23 protein-coding genes are annotated in these 24,412 nt (G+C 68.9%); 16 read left to right on the top strand and 7 right to left on the bottom strand.

The genetic code is table 11. The features are described from left to right. Window positions 1–8: 8 nt before the first annotated feature. The 8 genes from WIX39_RS26725 to WIX39_RS26760 all read left to right on the top strand — a co-directional run bounded on the left by WIX39_RS26725 (window position 9) and on the right by WIX39_RS26760 (window position 10,015). A complete protein-coding gene (locus WIX39_RS26725) occupies window positions 9–773 on the top strand; it encodes an SDR family NAD(P)-dependent oxidoreductase (RefSeq protein WP_106936879.1) in 765 nt (254 codons plus the stop codon). A 56-nt stretch (window positions 774–829) separates the two neighbouring features. Beyond that, complete coding sequence (locus tag WIX39_RS26730; RefSeq protein WP_081269943.1) at window positions 830–1,966, top strand: ABC transporter substrate-binding protein; 1,137 nt, start codon at window positions 830–832, stop codon at window positions 1,964–1,966. Between the two features lie 31 nt (window positions 1,967–1,997). After that, complete coding sequence (locus tag WIX39_RS26735; protein ID WP_081269944.1) at window positions 1,998–3,038, top strand: branched-chain amino acid ABC transporter permease; 1,041 nt, start codon at window positions 1,998–2,000, stop codon at window positions 3,036–3,038. Window positions 3,039–3,390: 352 nt separating this feature from the next. Further along, a complete protein-coding gene (locus WIX39_RS26740) occupies window positions 3,391–5,202 on the top strand; it encodes a branched-chain amino acid ABC transporter ATP-binding protein/permease (protein ID WP_081269945.1) in 1,812 nt (603 codons plus the stop codon). Window position 5,203: 1 nt separating this feature from the next. Continuing rightward, the gene (locus WIX39_RS26745) at window positions 5,204–5,938 is read left to right on the top strand and encodes an ABC transporter ATP-binding protein (protein WP_081269946.1); all 735 of its coding nucleotides are present in this window, start codon (window positions 5,204–5,206) and stop codon (window positions 5,936–5,938) included. A 53-nt stretch (window positions 5,939–5,991) separates the two neighbouring features. After that, window positions 5,992–7,728: a tannase/feruloyl esterase family alpha/beta hydrolase gene (locus tag WIX39_RS26750; protein WP_106936878.1), complete on the top strand. Its 1,737-nt coding sequence runs from the start codon at window positions 5,992–5,994 to the stop codon at window positions 7,726–7,728. Window positions 7,729–7,742: 14 nt separating this feature from the next. Next, complete coding sequence (locus WIX39_RS26755) at window positions 7,743–9,488, top strand: acyl-CoA dehydrogenase family protein (RefSeq protein WP_106936877.1); 1,746 nt, start codon at window positions 7,743–7,745, stop codon at window positions 9,486–9,488. A 35-nt stretch (window positions 9,489–9,523) separates the two neighbouring features. Beyond that, window positions 9,524–10,015, top strand: coding sequence for a MarR family winged helix-turn-helix transcriptional regulator (locus WIX39_RS26760; RefSeq protein WP_081269949.1), 492 nt, complete (start codon window positions 9,524–9,526; stop codon window positions 10,013–10,015). A 14-nt stretch (window positions 10,016–10,029) separates the two neighbouring features. Here WIX39_RS26760 and WIX39_RS26765 read toward each other — a convergent pair whose 3' ends face one another. Beyond that, the gene (locus WIX39_RS26765) at window positions 10,030–10,683 is read right to left on the bottom strand and encodes a TetR/AcrR family transcriptional regulator (protein WP_106936876.1); all 654 of its coding nucleotides are present in this window, start codon (window positions 10,681–10,683) and stop codon (window positions 10,030–10,032) included. 132 nt (window positions 10,684–10,815) lie between these two features. Here WIX39_RS26765 and WIX39_RS26770 point away from each other — a divergent pair, with 132 nt between their 5' ends. The 4 genes from WIX39_RS26770 (at window position 10,816) to WIX39_RS26785 (ending at window position 13,707) form a co-directional block, all read left to right on the top strand. After that, on the top strand, window positions 10,816–11,259 hold the full coding sequence (locus WIX39_RS26770; RefSeq protein ID WP_081269951.1) for a VOC family protein: 444 nt from the start codon (window positions 10,816–10,818) through the stop codon (window positions 11,257–11,259). Between the two features lie 123 nt (window positions 11,260–11,382). After that, window positions 11,383–11,802: a VOC family protein gene (locus WIX39_RS26775; RefSeq protein WP_409196285.1), complete on the top strand. Its 420-nt coding sequence runs from the start codon at window positions 11,383–11,385 to the stop codon at window positions 11,800–11,802. 5 nt (window positions 11,803–11,807) lie between these two features. Continuing rightward, the gene (locus WIX39_RS26780; RefSeq protein WP_409196286.1) at window positions 11,808–13,277 is read left to right on the top strand and encodes a DHA2 family efflux MFS transporter permease subunit; all 1,470 of its coding nucleotides are present in this window, start codon (window positions 11,808–11,810) and stop codon (window positions 13,275–13,277) included. A gap of 70 nt (window positions 13,278–13,347) precedes the next feature. After that, window positions 13,348–13,707, top strand: a complete 360-nt coding sequence (locus WIX39_RS26785; protein ID WP_081269953.1) for a DUF1428 domain-containing protein — start codon at window positions 13,348–13,350, stop codon at window positions 13,705–13,707. An 18-nt stretch (window positions 13,708–13,725) separates the two neighbouring features. On the opposite strand, the gene WIX39_RS26790 is transcribed toward WIX39_RS26785, so the two are convergent. Both WIX39_RS26790 and WIX39_RS26795 read right to left on the bottom strand, forming a co-directional pair. Further along, window positions 13,726–14,484, bottom strand: coding sequence for a sulfite exporter TauE/SafE family protein (locus WIX39_RS26790; protein ID WP_409196287.1), 759 nt, complete (start codon window positions 14,482–14,484; stop codon window positions 13,726–13,728). Between the two features lie 93 nt (window positions 14,485–14,577). Next, complete coding sequence (locus WIX39_RS26795; RefSeq protein ID WP_409196288.1) at window positions 14,578–15,423, bottom strand: intradiol ring-cleavage dioxygenase; 846 nt, start codon at window positions 15,421–15,423, stop codon at window positions 14,578–14,580. A gap of 167 nt (window positions 15,424–15,590) precedes the next feature. Between WIX39_RS26795 and WIX39_RS26800 the strand changes: the two genes are divergently transcribed. After that, window positions 15,591–16,520, top strand: coding sequence for a LysR family transcriptional regulator (locus WIX39_RS26800; RefSeq protein ID WP_409196289.1), 930 nt, complete (start codon window positions 15,591–15,593; stop codon window positions 16,518–16,520). A gap of 115 nt (window positions 16,521–16,635) precedes the next feature. Further along, window positions 16,636–17,109, top strand: coding sequence for a DoxX family protein (locus tag WIX39_RS26805; protein ID WP_409196290.1), 474 nt, complete (start codon window positions 16,636–16,638; stop codon window positions 17,107–17,109). Between the two features lie 12 nt (window positions 17,110–17,121). Here the strand turns inward: WIX39_RS26805 and WIX39_RS26810 are convergent, their stop codons facing one another. Continuing rightward, a complete protein-coding gene (locus WIX39_RS26810; protein ID WP_409196291.1) occupies window positions 17,122–17,850 on the bottom strand; it encodes a Crp/Fnr family transcriptional regulator in 729 nt (242 codons plus the stop codon). 65 nt (window positions 17,851–17,915) lie between these two features. On the opposite strand from WIX39_RS26810, the gene WIX39_RS26815 reads away from it, so the two are divergent. Both WIX39_RS26815 and WIX39_RS26820 read left to right on the top strand, forming a co-directional pair. Then, entirely contained in the window at window positions 17,916–19,577 is a 1,662-nt protein-coding gene (locus WIX39_RS26815) for an adenylate/guanylate cyclase domain-containing protein (RefSeq protein WP_409196292.1), read from the top strand. Window positions 19,578–19,694: 117 nt separating this feature from the next. Beyond that, a complete protein-coding gene (locus WIX39_RS26820; RefSeq protein WP_106936869.1) occupies window positions 19,695–20,060 on the top strand; it encodes an alpha/beta hydrolase in 366 nt (121 codons plus the stop codon). A 27-nt stretch (window positions 20,061–20,087) separates the two neighbouring features. Here WIX39_RS26820 and WIX39_RS26825 read toward each other — a convergent pair whose 3' ends face one another. The 3 genes from WIX39_RS26825 to WIX39_RS26835 all read right to left on the bottom strand — a co-directional run bounded on the left by WIX39_RS26825 (window position 20,088) and on the right by WIX39_RS26835 (window position 24,401). Continuing rightward, the gene (locus tag WIX39_RS26825; RefSeq protein ID WP_409196293.1) at window positions 20,088–21,152 is read right to left on the bottom strand and encodes a maleylacetate reductase; all 1,065 of its coding nucleotides are present in this window, start codon (window positions 21,150–21,152) and stop codon (window positions 20,088–20,090) included. 77 nt (window positions 21,153–21,229) lie between these two features. Next, window positions 21,230–22,288: an RNA 3'-terminal phosphate cyclase gene (gene rtcA / locus WIX39_RS26830; protein WP_409196294.1), complete on the bottom strand. Its 1,059-nt coding sequence runs from the start codon at window positions 22,286–22,288 to the stop codon at window positions 21,230–21,232. Window positions 22,289–22,316: 28 nt separating this feature from the next. Continuing rightward, window positions 22,317–24,401 carry a TerD family protein gene (locus WIX39_RS26835; RefSeq protein WP_409196295.1) on the bottom strand — a complete coding sequence of 695 codons (2,085 nt, stop codon included), beginning with the start codon at window positions 24,399–24,401 and terminating at the stop codon, window positions 22,317–22,319. Between the last annotated feature and the right edge of the window lie 11 nt (window positions 24,402–24,412).

The raw sequence follows: 24,412 nt of genomic DNA on the forward strand, positions 1-24,412 counted from the left end.
AGACAAGAATGAAGATCGAAGGACAAGCCGCCCTCGTTACCGGCGGCGCATCGGGCCTTGGCGAAGCCACCGCACGCGAACTCGCGCGCCTGGGCGCCAAGGTCGCCGTGCTCGACCGCAATGCCGCACTGGCCGAGAAAGTGGCCGCCGAGATCGGCGGCGTCGCCTGCGTCTGCGACATCACCGACACCGACAGCGTGAACGCCGCGCTGGACAAGGCCGAGGCCGCGCACGGCACCGCGCGCATCCTGATGAACGTGGCCGGCATCGGCAGCGCCAAGCGCATCGTCGGCAAGGACGGCAACCCCGCGCCGCTCGAAGACTTCGTGCGCGTGGTCAACATCAACCTGATCGGCGGCTACAACATGGCGCGCCTGTTCGCGGCGCGCTGCGCGAAGCTGCCGGCGCTCGACAACGGCGAGAAGGGCGTGATGCTCTTCACCGCATCGGTGGCGGCCTTCGACGGCCAGGTCGGCCAGCAGGCCTACAGCGCCTCCAAGGGCGGGCTCGTCGGCATGACGCTGCCGATGGCGCGCGACCTGGCGCAGCACGCCATCCGCGTATGCACCGTGGCGCCGGGCCTCTTTGCCACGCCGCTGCTGCTGGAGCTGCCCGAGCCGGTGCAGCAATCGCTGGCCGCGTCCATCCCGTTCCCGCCGCGCCTGGGCAAGCCATCGGAATTCGCCGAGCTGGCATGCCACGTCGTCACCAACGGCCACCTCAACGGCGAGGTGATCCGCCTCGACGGCGCGCTGCGCATGGCGCCGCGCTGAGCCGCAGCCTTTCGCGTACCCGAGTTCCCGCCCCACAACGTATTCAGGAGACATCGATGACCTTCAGGAAGACCACTCTCGCCGCCGTGCTGGCGCTCATGGCAGCGGGCTTCGCCCATGCCGACATCACCATCGGCGTGGTGCAGCCGCTGACCGGCCCCGCCTCGGGCCTGGGCATCCCGGTGAAGAACGGCATCGCGATCTGGCCCAAGACCATCGCGGGCGAAACGCTCAAGGTGGTGGTGCTCGACGACGCGACCGACCCGACCACGGGCGTGAAGGACGCGCAGCGCCTGGTCACCGAGGACAAGGCCGACATCATCATCGGCTCCAGCGCCACGCCGGTGGCCATTCCCATGGCCGACGTGACCGCCGAGTCGGGCACGCCGCAGCTGTCGACCGCGCCGGCCGGCCTGCCGCCGGGCAAGGACAAGTGGTTCTTCCGCCTGCCGCAGTCGAACGACGTGATGGCCTATGCGGTGGTCGCGCACATGAAGAAGCAGAACGTGAAGACGGTCGGCTTCCTCGGCTACACCGACGCCTACGGCGAACTGTGGCTCAAGGCGCTGACCGCCGAAGCCGCCAAGAACGGCATCAAGATCGTCGCCACCGAGCGCTTCGCGCGCGCCGACACCAGCGTGACCGGCCAGGTGCTGAAGCTCACCTCGGCCAACCCGGACGCGATCCTGATCGTGGCCTCGGGCAGCGGCGCCGGCATGCCGCAGAAGGCGGTGATGGAGCGCGGCTACAAGGGCAAGGTCTACCAGACGCACGCCGCCGCCACGCAAGACCTGATGCGCACCGCCGGCAAGGACGCGGAAGGCACCTTCGTGGTGTCGGGCCCCGCCACGGTGGCCGAGCAGCTGCCCGACAGCCATCCGTCGAAGGCGGCAGCCGTGGCCTTCGTGCAGGGCTACGAGAAGGCCTACGGCCCCGGCTCGCGCAACCAGTTCGCCGGCCACGCGGCCGACGCGCTCACGGTGCTCGAGAAGGCCGTTCCGGTCGCGCTCAAGAAGGCCAAGCCCGGCACGCCGGAGTTCCGCGCCGCGCTGCGCGACGCGCTCGAAGGCATGGGCCGCACGGTGCTCGCGCACGGCGTGCTCAACTGGACGGCGCAGGACCACTGGGGCTACACGACCGAGACCGGCGTGATGCTCAAGGTGGTGAACGGCGCGTTCAAGGTCGAGCAGTAAACCCTTTCTCCAGCCGCACCACACACACGCCATGGATCTCTCGATCGCCAGCATCCTGACGCTGGACGGACTCACCAATGGCGCGATCTATGCCCTGCTGGGCATGGGCATCGTGCTCGTCTTCACGGTGACCCGCGTCATCTTCATCCCGCAGGGCGAATTCGTGGCGTACGGCGCGCTGACGCTGGCGATCTTCCAGACCGGCAAGACGCCGGGCACGGTGTGGCTGCTGCTGATCCTGGCCGGCGTCGCCGCGCTGATGGACCTGGTGAGCGTCTGGCGCCACAGCGGCAGCGCGGCGGCCGGGCTGAAAGCCGCGCTGCGCACCTTCGCGCTGCCGGCCGTGGTCTGCGCGGTGTCGGCCTGGGCCGGCCCGCGCAACCTGCCCATCGGCGTGCAGGCGCTGCTCACGGTGTTCATCGTCACGGCTTTCGGGCCGCTGGTGTACCGGGTGGCTTACCAATCGCTGGCGGGCGCGAGTTCGCTGGTGCTGCTGATCGTGTCGGTGGGCGTGCATTTCGCGATGACGGGGCTGGGCCTGCTGTTCTTCGGCGCCGAGGGCTTCCGCAATCCGCCGTTCTGGGACGAGCGCATGGCGCTGGGGCCGCTGAACGTGAGCGGGCAGGCGCTGATCATCTTCGGCGTGTCGGCGGCGCTGATCGTGCTGCTGTGGCTTTTCTTCGAGCGCAGCCTGTATGGCAAGGCGCTGCGCGCGACGGCGGTGAACCGGCTCGGCGCGCGGCTGATGGGCATCTCGACGCAGGCGGCGGGGCAGCTCACGTTCGCGATGGCGGCGCTGATCGGCGCGTTGTCGGGGCTCCTGATCGGGCCGACGACGACGGTGTTCTACGACTCGGGTTTTCTCATCGGCCTGAAGGGCTTCGTCGCCGGCGTGATCGCGGGCCTGGCGAGCTATCCGGGCGCGCTGATCGGTGCGCTGGCGGTGGGCGTGATCGAGGCCTTCGGCTCTTTCTGGGCGAGCTCGTTCAAGGAGGTGATCGTGTTCACCATCATCCTGCCGGTGCTGCTGTGGCGTTCTTTGCGCAGCGGGCATTCGGACGAGGAGCACTGATGAACATCCCTTCTCATGTTTGTCGCTCCATGGGTCATTCGGGGCGCGCTCACGCCGACGGGGTACCTTGCTCCGCGAATTTCCCCCGGCCTGCGGCCTCCTCCTTTATTTCGCTGCGCAAGGCACCCCGCCGTCGTGATCGTTGGACAGAGCGCTGGTTGATCGGCTTCGAACCGGCAGCGTGCCCTGTGCACAGGGCGCCGGGTGCTCCCCGCAGCGAAATAAAGGAGGAGGGGCGCAGCCCCGGGGGACATTCGCGGAGGGGAGTACCCGGTGGCCTGTGCACAAGCCCCGAACAAACCAACGACAAAAACGACAAGCAAGCAAAGACAACGCGCAACGGATCACTGACATGGAAGCGCTAATCAACACAACGCCGCCCCAGGCGCCCGACAAGAGCGCACTGCGCACCTGGGGCCCGCTCGCGCTGATCCTGGTGCTGGCCGTGCTGCCGTTCCTGCCGCTGCCCGACTTCTGGATCATCCAGCTCAACTACATCGGCATCTACACCCTGCCGGTGCTGGGCCTCGTGCTGCTCACCGGCGTGGGCGGCCTCACCTCGTTCGGGCAGGCCGCCTTCGTCGGCATCGGTGCGTACACCACGGCCTACCTGACGGTGAACACGGGGCTGTCGCCCTGGGTCACGCTCTTCATCGGGCTGGCGCTCACCGGCGTCAGCGCCTCGATCATCGGCGCCATCACGCTGCGCATGTCGGGCCACTACCTGCCGCTGGCCACCATCGCCTGGGCGCTGTCGCTGTACTACCTGATGGGCAACCTCGACGCGCTGGGCAAGTACGACGGCATCCTGGGCGTCAAGGGCCTGTCGCTGTTCGGCTTCGAGTTCGGCCAGCAGCGGTTCTTCTACGGCGTGGTCTGGGTCATCGCGATCGTCGCGGCATTCGCGGTGATACGCCTGCTCGACTCGCGCAGCGGCCGCGCCATTCGCTCCCTGGCCGGCGGCTCGCAGATGGCCGAGGCCATGGGCGTGAACACGCTGCGCTTCAAGATCGGCATCTTCGTGCTGGCGGCCATGCTGGCCTCCATCTCTGGCTGGCTGTTCGCGCACTTCCAGCGCACGGTGAACCCCTCGCCCTTCGGGCTGAAGATGGGCATCGAGTACCTGTTCATGGCGGTGCTCGGCGGCGCGGCCCACGTGTGGGGCGCCATTGCCGGCGCGGGCGTGGTCAAGCTGCTCGAAGACCAGCTGCAGGTGCTGCTGCCCAAGCTCATCGGCACGGCCGGCAGCTACGAGCTGATCGTGTTCGGCATCATGATCGTGCTGGTGCTCAAGTACCTGCCCGAGGGCCTCTGGGCCTTCGTCGACCGGCGCCTGCCGCGCCCGCGCCGCAGCGTCGACTGGCAGCACGCCAGGGACCTGCCCGCGCGCGCCAAGCCGGCCGCAGGCGATGTGGTGCTCGACGTGCAGGCCATCCGCAAGACCTTCGGCGGGCTGGTGGCGGTGAACGACATCAGCTTCCAGACGCGCGCCGGCCAGATCGTCGGCCTGATCGGGCCGAACGGCGCGGGCAAGTCGACCACCTTCAACCTGATCACCGGCGTGCTCGGCCTCTCGGGCGGCGCGGTGCGCTTCCGCGGCGAGGCCATCGGCGGGCTGGGCGCGCGGCAGATCGCGCAGCGCGGCGTGTCGCGCACCTTCCAGCACGTGAAGATGGTGGCGGACATGACGGTGCTGGAGAACGTGGCCCTGGGCGCGCACCTGCGCGGCCGCAAGGGCGCCGTCGCGGCCATGCTGCGCATCGACCGCCAGGAAGAGCGCGCGCTGTTCCGCGAGGCCGAGCGTCAGCTGCGGCGCGTGGGCATGGGCGACTACCTGCACGAACTGGCGGGCAACCTGGCCATGGGCCAGCAGCGCCTGCTGGAGATCGCACGCGCGCTGTGCGCCGACCCGGCCCTGCTGCTGCTCGACGAGCCCGCGGCCGGCCTGCGCCACAAGGAAAAGGAAGCGCTGGGCAAGGTGCTGCGGCAATTGCGCGACGAGGGCATGAGCATCCTGCTGGTCGAGCACGACATGGGGCTGGTGATGGACATCTGCGACCACATCGTGGTGATGGAGTTCGGCACCCACCTGATGGAGGGCACGCCCGCCGAGGTGCAGAACAGCGACAAGGTGCGCGCCGCGTACCTGGGAACGGAACATTGACATGACGACACCCCTGCTTCGCATACGCGACCTGCACGCCGGCTACGGGCGCGCCGAGGTGCTGCACGGCATCGACCTGCAGGCCGACCAGGGCCGCGTCGTCACCGTGATCGGGCCGAACGGCGCGGGCAAGTCGACACTGCTCAACGCGCTGATGGGCGTGCTGCCCTCCAAGGGCGTCATCGAGTTCAAGGGCCAGCCCATCTCGGCGATGACGCTCGAGGAACGCGTGATGCTCGGCATTGCGCTGGTGCCGGAGAAACGCGAGCTGTTCGGCACCATGCCGGTCGAAGACAACCTCGTGCTCGGCGCGTTCCGCCAGGTGCGGCTGCGCAACAAGCAGTGGCGCGACCGCATCGACGAGGTCTACACGCTGTTCCCGCGCCTGAAGGAGCGGCGCGCGCAGCTGGCCGGCACGCTCTCCGGCGGCGAGCGGCAGATGCTGGCGGTGGGCCGCGCGCTGATGTCGCGCCCCACGCTGCTGATGCTCGACGAACCCAGCCTGGGGCTGGCGCCGCTGGTGGTGCAGGAGATCTTCCGCACGGTCGATGCGCTGCGCGCCACGGGCGTGACCATTCTGCTGGTGGAGCAGAACGCGCGCGCCGCGCTCGAAGTGGCGGACCACGGCTATGTGCTCGAAATGGGCAGCGTGAGCCTCGAGGGCGAGGCACGCAAGCTCGCGGTCGATTCGCGCGTGATCGACACCTACCTGGGCGCGGCACGCAAGGCCGCCTGACGAGAAAAGAAGATCGACCGAGACACCCGCCGCGCACGCGGCAAGGAGACGACATGACGAGACATCGGCGCCACTTCACATTCGGCCTGTGCGCGAGCGCGCTCGGCGTTGCCACGCTGCTCGCGGCTTGCGCGGGGCGCCCACCCGCCCCGCATACGCCGCTGGCCGCCGCGCGGCCCGGTACGCTGCAGGCCTGCGCCGACCTGACCACGCGCGCGGCGCTGCCGGGCACGGTCTACACCGCCGTCACCGACGTGCCGGCCGGCATGGTCACGGTCGGCGGCGTCGCGATGGCGGCGCCCGCGCACTGCCTGGTGCAAGGCCGCATGAACGAGCGCACCAGCCCGGTCGACAACCAGCGCTACGCCGTCGGCTTCGAGATGCGGCTGCCCGTGGCATGGAACGGCCGCTTTTTCTACCAGGCCAACGGCGGGCTCGACGGCGTGGTGGTGCCCGCGCTCGGCGGCATCGGCGGCGGCGGCCCGCGCAGCAGCGCACTGCAGATGGGTTTTGCCGTCATCAGCTCAGACGCCGGCCATGCGGGTTCGATGGGCCCGCGCTTCGGGCTCGACCCGCAGGCGCGGCTCGATTACGGCTACAACGCGGTCGCGCAGCTCACGCCGATGGCGAAGAACCTCATCGCCAAGGCCTACGGCCGCGGCCCCGACCGCTCCTACTTCGGCGGCTGCTCGAACGGCGGGCGGCATGCGATGGTGGCCGCGGTGCGCTCGTCGCAGCAGTACGACGGCATCCTCGCGGGCGACCCCGGTTTCAACCTGCCGAAGGCGGCCGTGGCGCAGCTCTATGGCGCGCAGCAATACGCCGCCGTGGCCAGCGCGAAGACGCCCGCCGGCCAGCCCGACCTGCAAAGCGCCTTCACCCCGGCCGAGCTGAAGCTGGTGGCCGACAAGGTGCTGGCGCGCTGCGACGCGCTCGACGGCCTGGCCGACGGCATCGTGTCGAACGTGCAGGCCTGCAAAACGCGCTTCGACATCCAGCGCGACGTTCCCACCTGCGCCGCAGGCACGCGCGACGGCATGTGCCTCAGCGCGCCGCAGAAGAATGCGCTGGCCAACGTGTTCAAGGGCGCGCGCAACAGCGCGGGCCAGCCGATCTACAGCAGCTTCCCGTTCGACGCGGGCGTGAGCGGCGGCAACTGGCGCGAATGGAAGTTCGCGAGCCCGGCGACGCGCGACGCGGGCGCCGTGGCCTTCATCTTCAGCACGCCGCCGCTGGCCGACCGGCCGCAGGGCCTGCCGTTCGCGCTGGGCTTCGACATGGACCGCGACGCGCCGCGCATCGCCGCGACGGACGGCGTGTTCCGCGAGTCGGCGCTGTCGTTCATGACGCCGCCGGACGCGGCCAACCTGGGTGCGCTGCGCGACAAGGGCGGCCGCATGATCGTCTACCACGGCACCAGCGACCCGGTGTTCTCGTCGGACGACACCGCCGCCTGGTACGAGCGCGTGCAGGCCGCGAACGGCGGCGATGCATCCTCGTTCGCGCGCTACTTCCCCGTGCCGGGCATGAACCACTGCTCGGGCGGCCCCGCCACTGACCAGTTCGACATGCTCAGCGCGCTGGTCGACTGGGTCGAACAGGGCAAGGCGCCCGCGTCGATCACCGCTTCCGCGCGCGGTGCCGGCACGCCCGTGCCGAACGCCGAAGTGCCGGCCAGCTGGTCGCCGCAGCGCACGCGCCCGCTGTGCCCCTATCCGCAAGTCGCCACATACACCGGCGGCGACACCGAGCGCGCAAGCAGCTTCGCCTGCAAGCCGCCTTCTCCCTAGATTTCCGAACCCCCATGGATTACAAGCCCCGCCCCGAAGATGTCCGATTCCTGCTGAACGCGGCGCTCGATGCGCCCACGCGCCTGGCCGCGCTCGCGCCTTTCGCCGAGGTTGACGAAGCGCTGCAGTCGCAGGTGCTGGAGGAGGCGGGGCGCTTCGTTGGCGAGGTGATCGCGCCGCTGAACCGGACCGGCGACGAGACCGGCTGCCGTTTTGCCGGCGGCGAAGTGACCAGCCCGCCGGGCTTTCGCGAGGCCTACCAGGCCTTCGTCGACGGCGGCTGGCCCGCTCTTTCGGCCGCGACCGAAGACGGCGGACAGGGCCTGCCCGCCGTGCTCGAGGCCGTGCTCTACGAATGGCTGGCCGCCGCCAACCACGGCTTCACGATGGCGCCCGGCCTGCTGCACGGCGCCTACGCCTGCCTCAAGCACCACGGCAGCGACGAGCTGAAGCAGCGCTATGTACCGAAGATCGCGACCGGCGAGTGGCTGGCCACCATGTGCCTCACCGAGGCGCATGCGGGCAGCGACCTGGGCCAGGTGCGCACGCGCGCCGTGCCACAGGCCGACGGCAGCCTGCGCGTGAGCGGCGGCAAGATCTTCATTTCCGGCGGCGAGCACGACCTGACGCCGAACATCGTGCACCTGGTGCTGTGCCGCCTGCCCGACGCACCGGCCGGCCCCAAGGGCCTGTCGCTGGCGCTCGTGCCCAAGCTGCTGCCCGACGGCACGCGCAACGCGGTGCACTGCGAACGCATCGAGGAAAAGATGGGCCTGCACGGCAGCCCGACCTGCACGATGCGCTTCGACGACGCCACCGGCTGGCTGGTCGGCGAGCCGGGGCGCGGGCTGGCCGCGATGTTCGTGATGATGAATTCGGCGCGCCTGCATGTGGCGCTGCAGGGCATCGGCCTGCTCGACGCCGCCTGGCAGAAGGCCGACGCCTATGCCGCCGAGCGCCGCCAGATGCGCGCGCCCGGCCCCGTGCCCGCGAGCCGCGGCAACGAAAGCGCGGACCTGATCGCCGAGCACCCGGCGGTGCGCCGCATCCTCGACACGCAGCGCGCCTGGATCGACGGCGCGCGCACCCTCGCCTACCGCAGCGCGCTGATGCTCGACGTGGCCGCGCACGACGCCGACCCGAAGGCCCGCGAGCGCGCGCAGCGCTGGTGCTCGTTCGTCACGCCGGTGCTCAAGGCGGCGTGTACGCAGCAGGCCTTTCTGGGTGCGAGCGAATGCCTGCAAGTGTTCGGCGGGCATGGCTACGTGCGCGAATGGGGCATCGAACAGATCGTGCGCGACTCGCGCGTGACCATGATCTACGAGGGCACCAACGAGATCCAGGCCATCGACCTGCTGGTGCGCAAGGTGCTGCCCGACGGCGGCGCCGGCATGTCGGCGGTGCTGCTCGAGATGCGCGACACGCTCGACGCCTCGCGCGAGGCCGATGCCGACGTGCAGCGCCGGCTCGCGCAGCTACGCTACCTGGGCACCACGGTCGCGATGGCCGCGCACGCCAACCCGGCGCTACCCTGCGAAGTGGCGGACGACTACCTGCGCGTGGCGATGCTCACGATGCTGGCCTGGGCCTGGGCGCGCATCGAGGCGGCGGCGCCGCAAGACAGCGCGAGGGCACGGGTGGCGGCGGCCTTCCGGCGCTGGGCGCTGCCGGAGTTCGAGATGCGGCTGGGCATCGTCAAGCGGGCCTGCGAGACGGTCGCGCTGACCCACGCGGCGCAGCCGCAGGCTGTCGCGCGCTAGGCTGCCGGGCAACATTCACGCGGTACGCTCGGGCCATGCCTTCCTCTTCGAAATCCGCTCCCGCGAAAAGCGAGCCGAGCATCGCGCCGCCGGGCAAGGCGGACCGGCTCGACGCGCGCATGCTCGAAACCCTGGTCGGCTACAACGCCCGCCGCGCATGGCTGATCGTCAGCGACTTCTTCGCGGAACGCATGGCGCCCTATGGGCTCAAGCAGATCGATTTCTCGGTGCTGTCGCTGCTGGCGCACAACCCGGGCGCCACGTCGCGGCAGCTGTGCAGCACGCTGGACATCCTGCCGCCCAACCTGGTGAGCCTGGTTGCCACGCTCGACAGCCGCGGGCTCATCGAGCGCCGGCCCCATCCGCACGACGGCCGCGCGGTGGGCTTGTATCTCACGCCGGCCGGCGATGCGCTGATCCGCGAGGCCGAGCAGGCCGTGATGCAGCTCGAGGCCGACGCCAGCGCCAGGCTCACCGCGCGCGAGCGCGAGACGCTGATCCGCCTGCTGCAGAAGATCTATCTTTGAGCGCCTGAGGGCGCCTACAGCCCTCGCTCGACCATGTCGATGAGGCGCTGGCCCAGCGCGTGGGTCTCGGCGGGCGGCATGGCGCGCAGTGGCCCGTCGATGATGAGCAGCGCCAGACCGTGCACCGACGACCACGCGAGGTATTCGGCATTCGGGCGCCGCGCCGGGTCGAGCACGCCCGCGTCCACCAGCCGGTCGATGGCCTTGCCCAGCAGCTGGAACGGGTCCAGCCCGCTCGCGCCGGCCTTGCCCGGGCCGAGCTGGCCGTCGCCTTCGGCGGAAACCACGAACGCGGTGCGGAACAGGCCAGGCTCGGCCTGCGCGAACCGCAGATAGGCGGTGCCGATGGCGCGCACCTGGGCGCGCGCGAAGTCGGCGGGCGGCTGGTCGCAGGGCAGCACGGCCAGTTCCTTTTCCATCGCACCCGCTGCCGCGGCCAGGGCCGCCTCCCGCACGGCCCACAGCAGTTCCTGGCGGCTGCCGAAGTGCCGGTAGGCGGCATTCGGCACCACGCCCGCGCGCCGCGTGGCTTCGCGCAACACCACGGCGTCGGGGCCCCCGTCGCGTGCGAGCTCGATGCCCGCGTCCAGCAGTGCCCGGCGCAAGTCCCCGTGGCGGTAGGTGCTGCGGGCGGGCGGCAGGCTTTCAGGGACGTTGTTGAGCTTCATTGCACTTCCATGTGGACACCGTCCATTATCCCTGCTATTCTTTGTGGACGGTGTACACAAAGTAATCCGATTGTTTGCGGCCTGATACGCCGGGGCCCCACCGACCCACCTCATCCCCCAGAAGGAATCGCCATGAAAGTCCAGTCTTACCTCTCGTTCGAAGGCCGCTGCGACGAAGCGCTCGGCTTCTACAAGCAGGCGCTCGGCGCCGAAACGATCCAGCTCATGCGCTATGCCGACGCGCCGGCACCCGAGCCTGCCGCTTCCGGCAACCCCGACGCCAGTTGCGGCGGTGCCGGGCCCGCGCCCGACAAGGTGATGCACGCGGTGGTCCGCATCGGCGAGACCGAGCTCATGGCCTCCGACGGCCGCTGCTCGGGCCAGCCGAAGTTCGAGGGCATCATGCTGGCCCTCACCGCCGGCACCGACGCCGAAGCCGTGAAGTGGTTCAACGCGCTGGCCGAGGGCGGCCAGGTGATGCAGCCGCTGATCCCGACCTTCTTCACCTCCAGCTTCGGCATGCTGACCGACCGCTTCGGCGTGGGCTGGCTGCTGGTCGTGGCGCAACCGGCCTGACCGCGCATCTTTCTTTCGTCACGGGTCACCTGGTTCAAGCATGGCCCGAGCCCCTGTGTCGCCAAGCTCATGGGGCCCTGCCAACCTCGAGACAGCCACTCAAAAGCAACCAAGGAAACTCTCATGTCCCCCATCAACGCCTACCTCACGTTCGACGGCAATGCAGCCGAGGCCATGCGCTTCTACGAGAAGACGCTCGGCGGCAAGATGCAGATGATGATGACCATGGCCCAGGCGCCCGGCGCCGAGCAGTTCCCGCCCGGCGCGGCCGACCGCATCATGCATGCCGCCCTCGCCTATGGCGACGGCCTGCTCATGGCCTCCGACTCCATGCCCGGCATGCCCTACGAAGGCATGAAGGGCTTCGGCGTGGCGCTCACGCTCGACACGGTGCCCGAAGCCCGGCGCGTGTTCGACGCCTTCGCCGAGGGCGGCAAGGTCACGATGCCGTTCGGCCCGACCTTCTGGGTCGAGGGCTTCGGCATGGTGACCGACCGCTTCGGCACGCCCTGGCTCATCAACGGCGGCAAGCCCCTGGTGTGACGCGCATGACGGACGCACTCGACAGCCGAAAGCGCTGGCTCGCGCTGATGGTGCTGTGCCTCGGCGTGCTGATGATCGTGCTGGACACCACCATCGTGAACGTCGCGCTGCCCTCGATCCGCACCGACCTCGGCTTCACCGAGACATCGCTGGTCTGGGTGGTGAACGCCTACATGCTGACCTTCGGCGGCTTCCTGCTGCTTGGCGGGCGGCTCGGCGACCTGTACGGCCACCGCAAGCTTTTCCTCATCGGCCTGGTGCTGTTCACGCTGGCCTCGCTGGCCTGCGGCATCTCCAACTCGCAGGTGCTGCTGGTGGCGGCCCGGGCGGTGCAGGGGCTGGGCGGCGCGGTGGTGTCGGCCGTGTCGCTCTCGCTCATCATGAACCTCTTCACCGAGCCGGCCGAGCGCGCCAAGGCCATGGGCGTGTACGGCTTCGTGTGCGCAGGCGGCGGCAGCATCGGCGTGCTGCTGGGCGGCCTGCTCACGAGCACGCTGAGCTGGCACTGGATCTTCCTGGTGAACCTGCCGATCGGCGTGGCGGTGTATGCGCTTTGCGTGGCGCTGCTGCCGAGCGCGCGCGGCCATGCGCACGGCGAGAAGCTCGACGTGGCCGGCGCGGTGACGGTCACGCTGTCGCTCATGCTGGCGGTGTACGGCGTGGTCAACGGCAACGAAGCGGGCTGGGGTTCCACGCAGACCGTGGGCCTGCTCGGCGCGGCCGTGGTGCTGCTGGCGGTTTTCATCGCCATCGAGGCGCGCGTGCAGCATCCGCTGATGCCGCTGGGCCTGTTCCGGCTGCGCAGCGTGTCGGTGGCCAACGTGGTGGGCGTGCTGTGGGCGGCCGCCATGTTCGCGTGGTTCTTCATCTCGGCGCTCTACATGCAGCTGGTGCTGCAGTACACGCCGATGCAGATCGGCCTGGCCTTCCTGCCGGCCAACATCATCATGGCGGTGTTCTCGCTGGGCCTGTCGGCAAAAATCGTGATGCGCTTCGGCATCCGCAAGCCGCTGGCGGTGGGGCTGTGGCTCGCGGCCATCGGGCTGGCGCTGTTCGCGCGGGCACCGGTCAACGGCAGCTTCGTGGTCGACGTGCTGCCCGGCATGATGCTGCTCGGCCTGGGCGCGGGCATGGCGTTCAACCCGGTGCTGCTGGCGGCCATGAGCGAGGTGAGCCCGTCCGATTCGGGCCTGGCCTCGGGCGTGGTCAACACCGCCTTCATGATGGGCGGCGCCCTGGGCCTGGCCGTGCTTGCCAGCGCCGCGGCGGCGCGCACCGCCTCGATGGAAGCCGCCGGCGCGCAGATGCCGCTGGCGCTCACCGGCGGCTACAACCTTGCGTTTCTCGTCGGCGCCGTGTTCGCGGCGGCGGCGGGCCTGATCGGGGCGTTGCTGCTTCGATCCATCATGCCGGGGCAGATGCAGGACAACAAAAACGAAGAAGAAGCGGCACCCCGCGGATCGGCGGCATCGTGAGCCAGGAGGCCACATGCAGCCGCCGGTATTTTTCCTTCAACGGTTCCACTCTTTGTTCAGGAGAACTTCCATGGCTCGTTATGTAGACGGTTTCATCGTCGCCGTTCCCAGTGCCAACGTAGAGGCCTACCGCAAGCTGGCGCGCAAGGCCGGCAAGGTCTGGATGGAATACGGCGCGCTCGAATACGTCGAGTGCATCGCCGACGACGTGAAGCCCGGCAAGCTCACCTCGTTTCCACAGAGCGTGAAGCAGAAGGCCGACGAGACCGTGGCCTTCTCGTGGATCACCTACAAGTCGCGCAAGCACCGCGACACGGTGAACGCCAAGGTGATGGCCGACCCGCGCATCGCATCGATGGACCCGAAGACCATGCCCTTCGACGCCAGGCGCATGATCTTCGGCGGCTTCAAGTCGATCGTCGAGTTCTGACGGGCCGCCGCGCGGGCCTCAGGCGATGAATCCGTCGTAGACGAGCTTCAGGCCCGTGAGCAGCATGCCCAGGTACACGAAGCGATAGAACCAGGTCGCGTCGATGCGCCGCGCGATGCGTATGCCGACCCACACGCCGAACGGCGCGATCGGCATCAGCACCAGCGAAGTGGCCAGCGTGCGCAAGTCGATGAGGCCCAGCCAGGCGTAGGGAATCCACTTGCTGAGGTTCACCACGAAGAAGAAATACGCCATGGTGGCCGTGAAGATCACGGGCTTGAGCCGCAGCGGAATCACGTAGGCGTTGATGGGCGGGCCGCCCGCATGCGCGATGAAGCTGGTGAAGCCCGACACCGTGGTCAGCACCGCGCCCACGCGGCGCGAGGGCAGCGGGTCGTCGGGCTTGGGCGGAAACAGCAGGCGCTGCGCCAGGAACAGCAGCGTGAACACGCCGACGATGCCCGCCACCGTGTGCGCCGGCAGCATGCGAAACAGCAGCGTGCCGATCACCGTGCCCAGCAGGCCGAACGGAATCAGGAACTTGAGCAGCGAGCGGTCGAAGTCGCGCCGGAACGCGGCCAGGCCCAGCACGTCCATCAGCAGCAACAGCGGCATCAGGATGGCGGCTGCCTGCGGCACGGTGACGGCCAGCGCCATCATCGGCACCGCGAGCGACCCGAAGCCGGCGCCGAAGCCGCTCTTGCTGATGCCGAGCAGCAGCACGGCGGGAATGGCGACCGCATAGAAATGCGGGTCGGTGATCAGGGGGAAAACCATGGGCGGAAGGCAAAAGAAAACCCGCCATGCGGGCGGGCCTTCCGAGGGTAGCAGGATGGCGCGAATCGCGCCCGGCGCCGCCGGCCTCGCCTCCTACTGCCGGGCCGGCTGCTTCAGCGGATTGAGAACGAAGTCGAAGTCCAGGCGCCAGCGGCCGTTGTCCTGCTTCTTCCACGGCGCGACCAGCGACTGGCGCACCGCGAACACGGCGTCGGAGTCCAGCCATTCGTCGCCGTCGCGGAACACGTGCGTGATGAGCCGCTCGTAGCCCGGTGCTTCTATCTTGAAGTGCAGGTGCGCGGGCCGCCAGGGGTGGCGCTTCGTCGCGCGCAGCAGGTCGCCCACCGGCCCGTCGACCGGGATCGGGTACGCCACCGCCACCACGCTGCGGAAATGCAGCGAGCCGTCTGGCCCGGTGCGCAGCGTGCCACGGTTCTCCGCATGGTCGAGCCCGGCGTGCTGCACGTCGTAGTGGCCGCCGGCGTCGGCCTGCCAAACATCGACGACCGCGCCGGACACCGGCTCGCCGCCGAGCCCGCGCACGGTGGCATGCACGTCGCAGGGCTCGCCCTCGGCGCCGTTGGCCACGTCGTCGCCATGCTCGTACTCGGGAGCGCCGTCGAAGTAGAAGGGGCCGAACACCGTGGCCTCGGTGCAGCCCGCGGGCTTGTCGTTGTTCATCGCGATGGTGAGCATCGACAGGCCCAGCACGTCCGACAGCAGGATGAATTCCTGCCGCTTGTCGTCGCACTTCTGGCCGGTGGCCGTGAGGTACTGGATGCCCTGGAACCACTCTTCCTCGGTGAGCTTCACCTCGCGCGCAAAGGCGTGCAGGTGCTGCACCAGGCTGGTCATGATCTCGCGCAGGCGAGGGTCGGGCGTGTCGGCGAAGCGCGCAAGCACGGCCTGCGTGATGTTGTCCTGGTTGAGGTTGCGCATCGTGGTGTCTCCATGTCGTCTCGTAGGTACGGCGCACTTTAGGCTGCGCGCCGCCGCGCCGAAAGCCGCCGGGCGCAAATGATTTTTCCGCCCAGCGGAACGGTCGCAACGCCGCTGCGCCAAAATCGTCCGAACACACAGAAGACAAGCCCCGGAGACACCGCCCCATGGACCGCTGGACCGAAATCGCCCTGCTCGTGCAGATCGCCGATGCCGGCAGCCTGAGCCGGGCGGCCGAGGCGCTGGGCCTTTCCAACGCCGCCGCGAGCCGGCACCTGAGTGCGCTGGAGGACCGCCTGGGCGCGCGGCTGGTGGAGCGCAACACCCGCCGGCTCTACCTGACCGACACAGGCCGCGAGTTCTGCGGCCGCGCCCGCGCCATCCTGAGCGACCTGGCGGATGCGGAATCGACGGTCAACGCCACCGCGTTCAACCCGACCGGCACGCTGCGGGTGACGGCGTCGCTGTCGTTCTCCATCCACCACATCGCGCCGCTGCTGCGCGAATACACCCAGCGCTATCCAGGCGTGACGGTGCATGTGGAAGCCGCCAACCGGTACTTCGACCTGATCGACAACAACATCGACGTGGCGATCCGCACGCGTGAGTTCGAGCCCGACTCGAACGTCACGATCCGCCGGCTGGGCGAGACGCGGCGCATCCTGGTGGCGTCGCCGCGCTACTTTGCGCAGCACGGCTTTCCGAAGACGCTGGAAGAACTCGCGCGGCACAAGCTGCTGATCTACACCCACGCCAACAACCCGAACGAGCTGCGCTTCAGCCGCCGGGGCGAGACGCGCACGGTGTCGGTCACAGGGCTGCTCGAGTCGAACGACGGCCAGGTGCTGCGCGCCGCCGCGCTCGACGGCATGGGCATCCTGGTGCAGCCGACCTACATCGTCTACGACGACGTCGTGGCCGGCCGGCTGGTGCCCGCGCTGGACGACTGGGACCTGCCGCACCTGACCATCAACCTGGCGTACCCGAGCCGCAAGCACCTGTCGGCCAAGGTGCGCAGCTTCATCGACTTCATGGCGGCGCATTTCGCGAAGATGGACTACGAACGCAAGTGGACCAGCCATTTCGGCGCGCGCTGAGTCGGCTTTGCGGCAAAACATGTGCGTTTACGCACATCCCGCTTTCCGGCGGCTGCGCACACTGGCGGCGCACCCGTCGCATTTCGCGGCGGCCTTCAATTTCCAAGGATCCGCCATGAACACCCACGCCGCAGCCGCCAACACCCCGCGTGCGCCGATCGCATCGCCGCTTTCCGCCGTCTCCCCCACCACGCTGGACGACTCCGGCAAGCTGCTGATCCGCGTGACGGTCGGCTTCCTGGTGCTGCTGCACGGCGTCTTCAAGCTGTCGGCGGGCGTCGGCTTCATCGCGGGCATGCTGGCCAAGGCCGGGCTGCCGGGCGGCATCGCCTACCTGGTGTACGTCGGCGAAATCGTCGCGCCGCTGCTGATGATCGCGGGCCTCTTCACCCGCGCCGCCGCCGGCGTGGTGGTGATCAACATGCTGGTGGCTTTCGGCCTCGTGCACATGGCCGACCTGTTCGCGCTGACCAAGCAGGGCGGCTGGGCGCTGGAACTGCAGGGCCTGTACCTGTTCGGCGCACTGACGGTGGTGCTGCTGGGCGCCGGCCGCTTCAGCATCGGCGGCCGCAACGGCCGCTTCAACTGACGGCCGGCCGGTTCAGCCGGCGTCGCCCCGCACCTGCGAGACCATCGCCTCGAGGCGGGCGATGTCGGCCACCAGCAGGGCCTTGTCGTCCTTGCGCAGCACGCCGCTGCGCACCAGCACGTTGAGTTCGCGGGTGACCTGCTCGCGGTTGGTGCTGATCTGGCTGGCCAGCGCCGCATGCTTGGGCGCGGGGTCCAGCCGGGCCTGGTTGGCGTCCCCGCCATGCGCGCCGGCGGCACGGGCCAGGCGCAGCAGCTCGGCATGCAGCCGGTTCTGCACGCCCAGGGTGCTCAGGTCGATGACCCGTTCGGACAGCTGCCGCACCAGCGAGGCCAGCCGCAGCATCACCCGCTCGGCCACCAGCGGCTCGTCGCGCAGCAGGGCCATGAAGGCGGCACGGTCCAGGCTGGCGACCACGCTGGGCGCAAGGGTGACGACGTCGGCCGAGCGCGGACCGCCGTCGATGGCGGCGATGTCGCCGAAATGCTCCCCGGCCTCCGAGTCGCGGAAGGTCACCTGCCGGCCGTTGGCCGAATAGGTCGTCACCCGCACCCGGCCCGAGACCAGCAGGAACACCTCGCCCTGCTGCTCGGCGCGCAGCAGCAGGGGCTTGCCGGCTTCCACGCTGTGCCACAGGCATTGCCGGGCCAGCAGGTCCAGCCGCTGGTCGGAGAGGCCTTCGAGCAGCGCGATCTGGCGCAGTGCGAGGCTGGAACGCGGGACAGGGTCTGGTTTGTCCATGCCGGGGTCTGTGGTCAAGGGGATGAGCGCGCGGATTATGCTCGGGAGCCGCTTCGAACCCGTTCATGGACAGACGTTCCCCCCAACCGCACTTTTCCCCGAGAACGCCGACACGGCGCAATCTCCGCTGGGCGAGCGGGCTGGTGCTGATGGCCTACATCACGGTTCACCTGCTGAACCATTCGCTCGGCATCTATTCGTTTGCCGCCGCCGAAACCGTGCTGCGCGGCGTGCAGAAGTTCTGGCACAGCCTGCCCGGCACCGCGCTGCTGTACGGCGCCGCCGGCACCCACCTCGTGCTGGCCGTGGTCGCGCTGTGGGAGCGCCGCACCCTGCGCATGCCGCCGCTGGAGGGCCTGCGGGTGCTGCTGGGCTTTGCGCTGCCGCTGCTGCTGGCCACCCACCTCACCGCCATGCGCGGCGCCTACCTGGCCTACGGCATCGAGGGCTCGTACGTGCGGGTGGTCTGGGGCCTGTGGGACTGGCAGGGCGCGGCCGCGCAACTGGTGATGATGCTGGCGGCCTGGACCCACGGCTGCCTCGGCCTGCATTTCGCGCTGCGGGCGCAGCCGGCGTACCGGCGCTTTTCCTACCTGCTGCTGGCCGTGGCCGTGACGCTGCCGCTGACGGCGGCGATGGGCTTCGTGTCGATGGGCCGGGAGTTCCAGTGGACCGGCGTGCCGCCCGTCGTGCTGCCCACGGCCGAGCAGGGCAAGGCGCTCGGCACGGCCGAAGACAGCATCAAGTGGTTCTACGGACTGGCGCTCGCCCTGCTGCTGCTGGCGCGCTGGGGGCGCAACGCTTTCGCGCGCTGGTCGCGACAGCCGTCGATCACGCTGCGCTATCCCGACCGCACGGTGCAGGTGCCGCGCGGCTGGAGCGTGCTGGAGGCGAGCCGCTCGCACGGCATCGACCACCTGTCGATCTGCGGCGGCCGGGCGCGCTGCTCGACCTGCCGGGTGCGCGTGGCCGGCCCGGCGGAGCACATCGGCGAGGCGGGCCGCGACGAGCAACGCACGCTGGAGCGCGTGCGCGCGCCCGCCGACGTGCGGCTGGCCTGCCAGCTGCGCCCGCGCGGCGACATCGAGGTAACGCCGCTGTTCGCGCCGCTGCCCAACGAAGGCCGGCCCGCGCCGGTCGGCAGCTTCGGGCGCGAGCGCGACGTGGCGATCCTGTTCGTCGACCTGCGGCGCTGGTCGGGCCTGTCGGAGCGGCAGTGGCCTTTCGACCTGGCCTATGTGCTCGACCGCTACTTCGCCACCGTCGGCGCGGCCGTGCGCGAGAGCGGCGGCGTGCCCAACCAGTTCATCGGCGACAGCGTGATGGCCATCTTCGGGCTCGACTGCGACCTGCCGACCGCCTGCAGGCAAGCGCTGCGCGCGACCGAGCTGATCGGCGAGCGCATGGACGCATGGAGCAAGGGCTTCGAGGCGCAGTTCGGCCAGCGGCTGGAGTTCGGCATGGGCCTGCATGCGGGCCGCGCCGCGGTCGGCGAAGTAGGCTACCTGGAAACCACCACCTTCACCGCCATCGGCGAAGTGGTGAACACGGCGAGCCGGCTGCAGGACCACTCGAAGACGGCGGCGTCGCGCCTCGTCGTCTCGCTGTTCGCGGCCGAGCAGGCGGGCGTGGCGCACACCCTGGGCACGCCTGAAACGCTCGCGGTGCGCGGGCGCTCCGAACCTCTTGCGGTGCTCTACGCATCCACCGGTGCCGTCTGCGCGTAGCAGTTGCCGAATGCGGTGCGCAAACGCACATCGCAAACCGCACGGCGGTTTCACACTTCAGCTTGTGGCAACGACGAATGTCCGCCGCCCACACAGTGAACCGAAGGGACTATCACCATGAACACCAAGCAACGCATCGCCGCTTCCGCTTTTGCCGCCGCCTTCGCCCTGCTGGGCGCCGCCGGCGCGGCACATGCAGAAACCTATGAGGGCGTGCATGCCATCACCTCGTCCGCCAGCCGCGCCGACGTGAAGGCCGAAGCCGTGGCCGCCACGCGCGAAGGCAACGCCTATTCGGACACCGCCGCCGAAGGCGCCGTGGCTTTCAATTCCACGCTCGACCGCGGCACGGTCCGCGACCAGGCCGTGGCCGCCGCGCACAACCCGCTGCAAAGCCTGGACCGCCGCGCCTTCTACCGCGACGAAGTGCCGCAGGCCTACAAGAAGCCCAGCGTGTCCTTCACCCGCCAGGCCGGCCTGTAAAACCGCACGCGGCCCTGCCCCGCCGGTTCAGGGCCGCACGCCTTGCCAGGCGTTCTGCAGCAGGGCGCGGATCGCATCGCGCTCCAGCGGGCGCGGATTGGGATACTGGTTCTTGAGCGCGTGCTCGCAGGCCAGGTCGAGATCGGACTCCTTCATGCCGATGTCGCGCAACGCGACAGGCGCGCCGTTGTCGCGTGCCAGGTCGTACACGGCCTGCGCGGCGCTGCTGCTTCCCCCGAGTGCCTTCAATATGCGCGCCATGGCCTGCGGCGCCGCTTCCGCGTTGTAGGCCAGCGCATGCGGCAGCACGATGGTGTGGGTCTCCGCGTGCGGCAGGTTGAAGCTGCCGCCCAGCGTGTGGCACAGCTTGTGGTGCAGTGCCATGCCGACATTGCCCAGCACCGCGCCGCAGAGCCAGGCGCCATAGAGCGCATCGCTGCGCGCGCCCGGGCCTTGCGGCGTGGCGCGGATGGCGGGCAGCGCCCGGCCCAGCGCGGCAATGCCCTCCTGCGCCATCAAGTCCATGACCGGATTCGAATCGACCGCATAGAGCCCCTCGGCCGCATGCGCGATGGCATTGATGCCGCTCGTCACGCTGATGCCCACGGGCAGGCTCAAGGAAAGCTCCGGGTCGTAGATCACCGTGCGCGGCAGCACCCGGATGTCCTTGCCCGTCTTCTTCATGCCGGCTTCGGTGATGCCGTAGATCGGCGTCATTTCGGAACCCGCATAGGTCGTCGGTATGGCGAGGATCGGCAGCCCGGAGTCGAGCGCGATCGCCTTGCCCAGACCGGTGGTGGAGCCCCCGCCGATGGCCACCGCGCAATCGGCGCCCAGGCGCTGCGCCACCTCCCTGGCCTCGCGTGCGGTCTCGATGGGCACATGCATCACCGCCCGGTCGAACACACCGGCCGCATGGCCGCCCAGCATGGCCGCCACGCGCTCGGCCTGCGGGCGCTGCTCGGGCGTGGAGAGCACCAGCGCGCGCCTTGCGCCCAGCGCATCGATCTCGCGCGCCAGATGCTGCAGCGACCCCGCGCCGAACACCACCCGCTGGGGCACGCTGTTGTAGACGAATGAGGAGGTGGTCATGGCTTTCCTGTCTTTGTCCCGAGTTTCCCGCCGGCCCGCGCCGCGTTCAACCACGGCAGCGGAAAGGAGTTTTCCGCTCAGGCCGGAGCGACCTGCACCCTGCAGGCATCGCCGCCCTCGGCGATGGCGAAGCGCACGGGCAGGAAGCGCTCGATCACCGCGCAATTGGTGCGCGTGTGCTCCGTCACCTCGCTGCAGGTGAAGGCGCAGGCCTTCCTGCCCTGCCACGCGGCAAGCGCCTGCAGCAGCGCCAGTTGGTCCGCAAGGTGCGGTCCGACCGCCGCCTCGCTCTTCTGGAACGCGCGCAGCTCCCTGGCCAGGCCATGCGCCACCTGCTCTGCACTCATCGATTTTTCGCCGAAGGCGGTGAACACCTCGGTGACGTGTTCGTAGGCCAGCGTGGCCATCAGCGCATTGCCCGGCCCTTCGTTCTGGCGCACCGCGCCCAGGCGCAGCTGCTCGCCGGACCAGCCCATCGCGCCGCCCAGCGTGTCGAGTTCGCGCGTCGGCACATGGCGCGGCAGGCCCGGTGCCAGGCACTCTGCGTGACCGGCCCGGTGCGCGCCGCGCGCGATCAGGTCGAAGGGCTGCAGCGGGCCGGCCGCCGGCACGACGACCGCCTCCACCTCGCCGCCACCGGCCGGGTAGAAGCCGCAGCGGCGCAGCGTCAGTTGCAGGTCCGCCCCCAGGCGGCGCACCAGCGGCGCGAAAGCGCGCTCCAGGAAATGGAACGGCGGCGCCATCGGGTTGTGCGTGCCGCCGCTCAGGTGCACGCGGCTCTGTGCGCCAGCCAGCAGCAGCGGCGGAAGCACGGTCTGCAGCACCAGCATGCAGCTGCCCGCACCAGAGATCGCGAAACGGTACTCGCCCGCGCGCACCGCGCCGGGCGTGAAGCGCAGCGACTGCGATCCGAGCTCGGCGCCTTCGACTTGCGCACCGCTGATCGCGGCGGCAGCGTTCACGCACGCCAGATGCTGGCGCATCAGGCCCGGCTTGGCACGGCCCGCACGGATCTTCTCGATGGCCAGCGGCTGGCCGGTGGCCACCGACAGCGCGAGGCCGGTGCGCAGGATCTGGCCGCCGCCCTCGCCTTGGGAGCCGTCGAGTTCGATTGGCTTTTCTTGTATGTTGGTCATCATTCCCTGGTTGTTTTTGTATCGCCTGCTACATGAATTCGGCACGTATCCGGTCCAGATCAAACGGCGTGATGCCTTGATGCACCCCGAACACGGTGTCGGCCTCCCCGGCCGCTTCGACCTGCTGCCCTCTTGCTTGCACATGCAGCGCGAAGAGTGTGTACAGGTCGGGTCTAGTCAGCCCCACCAGCGAACGCAGCATCAGCGAAACGCCTGACAGGTTGTTCTCGACGTTGTTCCACGACGGGTGCCTGCGCAGAGCGATGTCTGCCCAGATCAGATCACGCGCTTCGAGATCGAAGATGGTTGGAAGGCAGATCGTCGTATCGCTCGCGATATCGACCTTGTCGATCACCGTGGATGGTTCGAATACTTCGCCCGATCCCGCAGACTCGCGTGCCATCCATCCGGCAAAACATTCCGGCAGATCACAGAAAGCCTGCGTGGTGTAGCTGTTGATCGAACTCACCACATATCGCACGCCTTTCTCGCGCAGTTTTTCGATGTCGAGATCGATGAACTCCGCGGCGCCCTTCGGAGCATCCACGATGTCACCGCTGTGCACGCCGCCGTAGTCCTTGAGGTTGTAATAGGCCAGTACGTTGACGTAGTTGAAGTTGGCGTCGTAGAGCGCCGCCGACAGGTCGATGTCGGTCCGCGAACGTCCGTTCTTCCACCAGAGAAAGAGACGCACGATGGCAGCGTCCGGCATCGGCAGCCGGCTGCCGCGCACCAGGGTGCGCAGTGCCTTCGAGGCCGAGCGTTGCGAGAACGGCACGAGGTAGTTGCGCAGCATGGGATCGACATGGCAGCGCCCCAGCGACGGCAATGCCGCAAAACGCGAGAGCAGTGCTTTTTCGCAGATTGCGGCTGCTTGTTCGGCCACACCCTGCGCCAACGCTAGCCGCCGATCTGCCGCGACGAAAACGTTCGCCGTCTCGCCCTTGGGGAAAAAGCTGCGCAGCGAACCCTGTCCATCGAGCTTCCGTTGACGAAAATGCGTCATCGCCTGCAGCAGAACGGTCGTCGAGGCCTTGTCGGCCACGGCTCCGAAAGCCTTCAATACGTCCTGCGGCTGTGATGCGACACGCAGCACATGGTCGAGCCGCCGCGCGAAATCGCCGGGCCGCGTCGGCAGCAGTGCCAGCACCTCATGGATCGATCGTCCGCCGAGTTGCCGCTCCACATGGTGATTGAATCCTTTCGGTCGCTCCCCCCGACGCACGGCATCGAATGACGCGCAAGCCGTCGGGAATCGCTTCATGTACTCGCCAGGATGCAACACCTCGCCCAGCCGCTTGAACACTTCGGGGCGACGGGCCATGTCTTCGGCAACGCTGCCGCAACGGTCGAGCATCGCCATCAGCCAGCGACGCAACGGCCGCTTCATAGGCGCGAACTTCGACGGCGCCGCGAGCGACACGTCGCCATTGCTCCAGGCTACAGCCAGCCGCAGCACGTCGGTTGCCGTCTTCATGTGTGCCTCCATGAACGCATGCGCGCCCGGCTCATGCTCTCTCAGCAGCGCGCCGCCAACCACGGCGAGGTTCTCCCTCGACACGATCTGCTCGGGCATCCACATGTGCACCCTGCTGCCGTACTGACGCACGAACCAGTCAACATCGTCCTTGTCTTGCTGCGAGAGCGAACTGCGCGCGCCGACCAGTTGGGTGAAGATGGCTTCGAAGTCTTCCTGCGTGCCTACGTCGATGGCGCGCAAGTTCGCTCGGCGCACAGCTTCGGGCAAGCCGATCTGCCTTGCGACATTCTCGTCCGACCGCCAGTTGCCGAAGCTTGCGTAGTGCCTTACCGCATTGAGGAACAGGTCCGCCGAACTGGCCTGCACGACCTCGGCGGGGAAGTTCGGGTAAAGCGGGCGCCACGCATGGTGCGCGCCCTTGATTTCGCGCAGGCTCTTGAGCAAGGTTTTGAAGAAAGCCTCGAAGGGCTTCGCCTCCCAGGTGCTCAGGCACGCATCAAGCGCTGGCGACAGCGTGAAGCCCAACGGCTCCAGCTCTTTGTACAGCGTGGCCAGGTAAGCCGGCGGCAGCACGGCATCACCCGATTGGGCCAGCACGCGGGAACGACGGCGCAGGTAGAGCGCACCGTTCATCGTGCATACCT

Origin of the sequence: Variovorax sp. AB1(2024) (assembly GCF_037482385.2) — a bacterium.
Lineage (GTDB): Bacteria > Pseudomonadota > Gammaproteobacteria > Burkholderiales > Burkholderiaceae_C > Variovorax.